The 378-nt window shown below is 65.3% G+C and carries 1 protein-coding gene; it reads left to right on the top strand.

The genetic code is table 11. The annotated features are described in order from the left end of the window. Positions 1-378, top strand: a 378-nt coding sequence (gene dctP, locus SB764_RS38625) for a TRAP transporter substrate-binding protein DctP (RefSeq protein ID WP_410866555.1), incomplete at both ends; no start/stop codon positions are given.

The raw sequence follows: 378 nt of genomic DNA, 5'->3' as shown, positions 1-378 counted from the left end.
GACGCGTTTTCGGCGAAGGGGATGATCGCGCTGACGTTCTACGAGAGCGGCGCGCGCTCGATCTACGCGAAGCGTCCGGTGCGCACGCCGGCGGACATGAAGGGGTTGAAGGTGCGCGTGCAACCATCGGACCTGATGGTCGACGAGATCAGGGCGATGGGCGGCACGCCGACGCCGATGCCGTTCGCCGAGGTGTACACGGGGCTGAAGACGGGCCTGGTCGACGCGGCGGAAAACAACCTGCCGTCGTACGAGGAAACCAAGCACTTCGAGGTGGCGCCCGACTACTCGGAGACGCAGCACGCGATGACGCCGGAAGTGCTGGTGTTCTCGAAGAAGATCTGGGACACGCTGTCGCCGCAGGAGCAGGCAGCGATC

It is taken from the genome of Paraburkholderia sp. SIMBA_027, from assembly GCF_046535315.1.
In the GTDB taxonomy this organism is placed as follows: Bacteria; Pseudomonadota; Gammaproteobacteria; order Burkholderiales; family Burkholderiaceae; genus Paraburkholderia; species Paraburkholderia tropica.
This window is presented reverse-complemented; position numbering and strand designations above follow the sequence as displayed.